The following is a 1,688-nucleotide window of genomic DNA, read 5'->3' on the forward strand; positions in this document are numbered from 1 at the left end:
GGCTCTGGCCGGAATTTGATGATGGGCCAGGCTTATTGGGCGAGGACGCGGGTGCGGAGGAGATCGAAATTGGCACGCCCGTACATGGCCCTCTTGTATGCCTTAATCCGGCAGACGGCTCCTTCGACAGCGCCGCTGTTCCAGGGCAGGGTGAGTCCGTTGCGGACGGCGTCGTAGTCCTTGAGCAGCCCGTCGGCGAAGCCGCGCAGCTGCGGGATGCTGCCGGCCTTGGCCTGGTTGATCCAGTCGTCGAGCTGCTGACCGCGGCGGTGGCGCAGCATATCGGCGAAGCCCGTGACCAGCTCTTCGAGCTCGCGCAGGGTGTCGCAGTGGTCGAGTGCGTGATGCAGGTCGGCGAGTTCGTCGGCGGTGAGTTTGTGTCGGGGCCGCATGAACAGGCTGGTGAGCTGGCGTGCGGTGATCGGCGGTTTCGCCGTCCATACCGGCGCCGGGGCGGTGTTCTCGCGCCAGGTGTGGATGAGCCGGCGGACCGAGCGTTCGCTGCCTCGGTAGCCGCGCTGGCGTAGCTCACCGAACAGCAGCCGAGCGTTGCTGCAGCCATCTTCCCACCGTCCCGCAAGGTAGGGCACGTGCGGGTCGAGGGCGCTGCCACGTCGCGGGGCCGAGGTGAGAAGCTGATCGGCGGTGCCGGCCAGGCGGTAGCGCCGCACAGTCTTGCCGTCCAGATTCAGGGCCTTCGCGATCGCGGTCGGACCGACGCCCTTGGCGACCAGCGCGTGGATCTCGGCATGGCGTTGCCGGGTAGCCGCTACTCGCCGTGCCGATGCCGGGCTCTGGCTCGCCAGCGTCGGGGCGGGTTGGGCGACCGCTGCGTGTTCGTCGTCTTCGCGCAAGCATTTACGATGCGCGCGAACAACTTTGTCGACCGCTGCAGTCAGATTAAGGAGCAAATGCCACCTGTCCGCGATTTGAATCGCTTGCGGCGCACCGCGACTGGCACCGTCAGCATACGGGCCGCCGCGGTCGCGACACACTACGCGAATGCCTGGATGTTGGGCCAGCCAGGCAGCGAGGGTGTCGGAGGTCCGGTCCGGCAGAAGATCGACCGGCCGGTGGGTGCGCATGTCGATCACCACAGTGCCGTAGACGTGACCGCGGCGGATGGCCCAATCGTCGACACCGACCTCCACCAGCTCACCGACCGCCGGCAGTCGGATCGACCGCACCAGCCCCAACAACGTTGATCGCGACACCTCCACCGCCAGCTGCCTCGCCATCCTCGCACCGGGCCGACCACCCAGCGCCAGTCCGACCCGCGTCAGCAACTCGGTGACCAGCGGACTGCGCCGCTGATACCGAACGGCCAAGCCTGGGACCTGTTCGGAGAAGATCCGGCGCTCGCAGTGAGCAGCCTCGCACCGGAACCGGCGCACCATCAGCCGGATCACCACTTCCCGGCCCGAGACGGCCAGGTCCACGATCGTGCGGCGGTAACGGCTGTGCACCACCGACGAATGACACCCACACCGGGTGCAATCAGCCGAAGAACCACAGGTCGACGCATCGAACACGATGCCCCCGCTCGTCGTCGAAACCCCATCGATGCGAACCGCCGAAAGATGCGGAAAGAGCAGGCTCACAACATGTTTCGCGACATCATCCAACACCACGAACAGCGTCTATAACCGATCCTCCTGCGCAACAGCGGAATCGACACGCACCCCATC

Annotated in this window: 1 protein-coding gene; it reads right to left on the bottom strand. The window is 66.4% G+C overall.

The window, feature by feature from the left end; all coding sequences use genetic code 11:
• Positions 1–32: 32 nt before the first annotated feature.
• The gene (locus NE2_RS34405; protein ID WP_084494535.1) at positions 33–1,631 is read right to left on the bottom strand and encodes an ISL3 family transposase; all 1,599 of its coding nucleotides are present in this window, start codon (positions 1,629–1,631) and stop codon (positions 33–35) included.
• Between the last annotated feature and the right edge of the window lie 57 nt (positions 1,632–1,688).

The organism is Nocardia elegans NBRC 108235 (assembly GCF_001612845.1).
Taxonomy (GTDB): domain Bacteria; phylum Actinomycetota; class Actinomycetes; order Mycobacteriales; family Mycobacteriaceae; genus Nocardia; species Nocardia nova.